Raw genomic sequence first — 4,079 nt, 5'->3', positions numbered from 1 at the left:
GCCCAGCCCCCGCCCCCGTCCGTCGCCCCCGGAACGGCTGCCGTGTCGCCGGTCGCGGCCGTGACGATCGGGGCCTGCCAGGGGTGCGGCGCCTGCCTGCTGACCTGCCCCACCCACGCGATCCGACCGACGCCCGGCGGGCTGGTGGTCCGCGCGCAGGCGTGCACCGGCTGCCTGGAGTGCCTGGAGATCTGCCCGGTGGACGCCATCCGCGTCACCGGCACCAACCCCTGTGGAGGAGTCCGATGAGTTCGACCGCGGCCAACGCCGCACCCCCGGCGGGCCGCTGGAGCCGCGCCGAGCGGGTACGCCTCGGCGGCATCGTGCTCGCCGTCGCCGTGTTGCACATCGCCGGCTGGAGCCTCTACCTGTACTGGAACGGTCAGCCGGCGGCGGCCGGCGGGCTGGCCGGCGCCGGCACCCTCGCGTACGCCCTCGGGGTGCGGCACGCCTTCGACGCCGACCACATCGCGGCGATCGACGACACCACCCGGCTGATGCTGCTGCGCGGCCGGCGTCCCGTCGGCGTGGGCTTCTTCTTCGCCCTCGGGCACAGCGCCGTGGTGCTGCTGCTCGCCCTGATCGTCGGGCTCGCCTCGACCAGTCTCGCCGGCCCCGGGCTGGCGCAGGCCCGCGAGGTGGGCGCCACCGTCGCGATCGTCACCGCCACCCTGTTCCTGACCCTGGTCGCCGCGCTCAACGCCGTGGTACTGGGCGGCCTGGCCCGGCTGTGGCGGCGGCTGCGCCACGGCGACCTCGACGAGCGGGAGCTGGACCTGCACCTGCTCAACCGGGGCCTCGTGCAGCGGGTGCTGGGCTCCCGGGCGCGGTCGCTCGTGCGCTCGTCGTGGCACATGGCACCGGTCGGGTTCCTGTTCGGCCTCGGCCTGGAGACGGCCAGCGAGGTGACCCTGCTCGCCCTGTCCGCGAGCGCCGCCGCCGCGGGCGGGCTGCCCGTGCTGGCCCTGCTCACCCTGCCGCTGCTCTTCGCCGCCGGAATGTCCGCGATGGACACCGCCGACAGCCTGCTGATGAGCCGGGCGTACTCGTGGGCGTACCGGCACCCGGCCCGCCGGCTCTACTACAACCTGGCCACCACCGGCATGACGGTGCTGGTCGGCGCGCTCGTCGCCAGCGTCTACCTCGCCGGGCTGCTCGTCGACCACCTCGGGGTGTCCGTCCTGGCCGGGTACGCCGCCCTCGCCGAGCACTTCGAGCAGCTCGGCTACACCGTCGTGGCGCTGTTCGTCCTGGCCTGGGTCGCCGCCGCCGCGCTGTGGAAACTGCGCCGCTTCGACGAGCGCTACGGCGCCGCCGCAGTGCCCGGGGAGGCGGGCCGGTGAGCCGCGTCGTGCACCCGATCGAGCGGCAGTCGTACGCGATCCTGCGTTCCCGGGTGGACCTGACCGCCCTGCCGCCGCTGACCCGGGCCGTCACCGAGCGGGTGGTGCACGCCAGCGCCGACCTCGACTACGTCACCGACCTGGTCTGCGACGAGGCGGCCCTGGCCGGCGGGCTGGCCGCCCTGCGCGCCGGAGCACCGGTGGTCACCGACGTGGCGATGGTCGCCGCCGGGATCACCCGCGCCGGCCCGGAGCTGGTCTGTCCGATCGCCGATCCGGCCACGGCCGCGCTGGCCCGCACGGCGGGGATCACCCGCTCTGCGGCGGCCGTGCGGGTGGCGTACGACCGGGTCGGCCCCGGCGCGGTGTGGGTGGTCGGCTGCGCGCCCACCGCGCTGTTCGAGCTGCTCGACCTCGGCGTGCGGCCGGCGCTGGTCGTCGGCCTGCCGGTCGGGTTCGTCGGTGCCGCCGAGTCCAAGGCGGCGCTGCGCGCCGGCGGCCTGCCCGCCGTGTCCAACGTCGGCGAGAAGGGCGGCTCCGCTGTCGCCGCCGCCGCCCTCAACGCCCTGCTGTACCTGGAGGAGACGTGACACAACGGCCTGGAGGAGACGTCGCGCCGGGTGCCCCGCGCAAGACGGGTGGCACGGGACGTACGCCGCTGCTGATCGTCGGGCACGGCACCCGCAGCGCCGCCGGGGTCGCCCAGTTCGCCGCCCTGGTCGACCGGATCCGCCGCCGCCGCGTGGTCGACGACGTCGAGGGCGGGTTCATCGAGCTGTCCCGTCCGCCGCTGACCGACGCGGTGGCCGCACTGGCCGGCCGGGGGCACCGCCGGCTCGTGGCGTTGCCCCTCGTCCTCGCCGCCGCCGGTCACGGCAAGGGCGACATCCCGGCCGCGCTGGCCCGGGAGAAGCAGCGCTTCCCCGGCCTCGGATACGCCTACGGTCGGCCGCTGGGCCCGCACCCGCTGCTGCACGACACCCTCGCCGAGCGGGTCGACGCCGCGCTGGCCGGCGCCGACCGGGTTGGGACGTGGGTGGCGCTGATCGGCCGGGGCTCCACCGACCCGGACGCAAACGCCGAGGTCGCCAAGGTGGCCCGGCTGCTGTGGGAGGGGCGCGGGTACGCCGGGGTCGAACCGGGCTTCGTCTCGCTGGCCGAGCCGTCGGTGCCGGCGGTGCTGGAGCGGCTGCGCCGCCTCGGCGCGCGCCGGATCGTCGTCGCGCCGTACTTCCTGTTCGCCGGGGTGCTGCCGGACCGGATCGTGGCCCGGTCGGCGGAGTTCGCCGCCGCCCACCCCGACCTGGACGTGCGGGTGGCCGACCTGATCGGCGACTGCGACGCCCTCGCCGACCTGGTCCTCGAACGGCACGCCGAGGCGCTGCGTGGGGACATCCGGATGAACTGCGACACCTGCGCGTACCGGGTGGCGCTGCCCGGCTTCGCCGACAAGGTGGGCCGGCCGCAGACCCCGCACGACCACCCCGACGACCCGGTCGGCGGCCACCACCATCACCACGACCACCACCACGACGGCCATGCCCACGCCCACCACCACGACGCGGGGCTGCGCCCGGGGCAGGTCGCCGTCGTCGGCGGCGGGCCCGGCCCCGACGACCTGATCACCGTACGCGGGAAGGCGCTGCTCGACGCGGCGGACGTGGTGGTGACCGACCGGCTCGCCCCGCAGGGGCTGCTGGCCCGGCTGCGCCCCGGGGTGCAGGTGGTGGATGCGGCGAAGGTCCCCCGGGGGCCGTCGATGACGCAGGACGCCATCAACGACATCCTGGTCACGCACGCCCGCGCCGGCAGGCGGGTGGTCCGGCTCAAGGGCGGCGACCCGTACGTCTTCGGGCGCGGCCACGAGGAGGTACAGGCGTGTGCGGCGGCCGGGGTCCAGACGATCGTGGTGCCCGGGGTGAGCAGCGCCGTCGCCGCGCCCGCTCTGGCCGGCGTGCCGCTCACCCACCGGGGCGTCGCGCACGAGTTCACGGTGGTGTCCGGGCACCTGCCGCCGGGGCACCCCGGTTCCCTGGTGGACTGGCCGGCGCTGGGCCGGACCCGGGGCACCCTCGTGCTGCTCATGGCCGTCGACACGATCGCGAAGATCGCCGCGGTGCTGGTCGAGCACGGCCGGGCCCCGGACACCCCGGTGCTGGCGGTCCAGGACGCGGGGCACCCGACGCAGCGGACGCTGGCCGCCCGGCTCGACGAGATCGGCGCGCTGGCCACCCGGGAGGACGTCGGGCCGCCGGCGGTCTTCGTCGTCGGCCCCGTCGCCGCGCTCGGGTGAAAGGAGGGGCCCCTGTTAACGCATACGGTAGAGAAGGGTCCCCTTCTCACCTCCGCTGCGGGCTCACCCGAGCAGCGCGTGGGTCGCCGCGTACCCGACAGTTGCCGCGCCGAGCCCGGCGGCCACGCTGGTCAGCACGTTCGCCGCAGCGAGGTGCCGGGACCCGTCGCGGGCCAGGCGCAGCGTCTCGTACCCGAAGGTGGAGTATGTGGTGAGCGCGCCGCAGAACCCGGTGCCGAGCAGCGCGGCGACCGCCGGCCCGGCCGGCGCGGCGACCAGGGCGCCGAGCACCAGCGAGCCGAGCACGTTGACGGTGAGGGTGCCCCATGGGAACGGCGAGGCATGCCGGGCCTGCACGGCCCGGTCGGTGAGATATCGCAGGGGCGCCCCGACGGCCGCGCCGAGGGCGATCAGCAGGACCGTCACGGCGTCCCCCGCCCGCC

4 protein-coding genes and 1 pseudogene are annotated in these 4,079 nt (G+C 76.2%); 4 read left to right on the top strand and 1 reads right to left on the bottom strand.

All coding sequences use genetic code 11. The features are described 5' to 3' along the window. Window positions 1-42: 42 nt before the first annotated feature. The 4 genes and pseudogenes from E1258_RS30600 to cobA form a co-directional block, all read left to right on the top strand. A pseudogene (locus tag E1258_RS30600) lies at window positions 43-222 on the top strand (4Fe-4S binding protein); the annotation flags it as partial. A 23-nt stretch (window positions 223-245) separates the two neighbouring features. Beyond that, entirely contained in the window at window positions 246-1,343 is a 1,098-nt protein-coding gene (locus E1258_RS30595; protein ID WP_132407219.1) for a HoxN/HupN/NixA family nickel/cobalt transporter, read from the top strand. Continuing rightward, on the top strand, window positions 1,340-1,933 hold the full coding sequence (locus E1258_RS30590) for a precorrin-8X methylmutase (protein ID WP_132407217.1): 594 nt from the start codon (window positions 1,340-1,342) through the stop codon (window positions 1,931-1,933). Before E1258_RS30595 ends, E1258_RS30590 begins: the two co-directional genes overlap by 4 nt. A 68-nt stretch (window positions 1,934-2,001) precedes the next feature. After that, window positions 2,002-3,636, top strand: a complete 1,635-nt coding sequence (cobA, locus tag E1258_RS30585; RefSeq protein WP_207919851.1) for a uroporphyrinogen-III C-methyltransferase — start codon at window positions 2,002-2,004, stop codon at window positions 3,634-3,636. Window positions 3,637-3,699: 63 nt separating this feature from the next. On the opposite strand, the gene crcB is transcribed toward cobA, so the two are convergent. After that, a complete protein-coding gene (gene crcB / locus E1258_RS30580) occupies window positions 3,700-4,062 on the bottom strand; it encodes a fluoride efflux transporter CrcB (protein WP_132407213.1) in 363 nt (120 codons plus the stop codon). Window positions 4,063-4,079: the final 17 nt, after the last annotated feature.

Origin of the sequence: Micromonospora sp. KC207, assembly GCF_004348615.1 — a bacterium.
Taxonomy (GTDB): domain Bacteria; phylum Actinomycetota; class Actinomycetes; order Mycobacteriales; family Micromonosporaceae; genus Micromonospora.
This window is presented reverse-complemented; position numbering and strand designations above follow the sequence as displayed.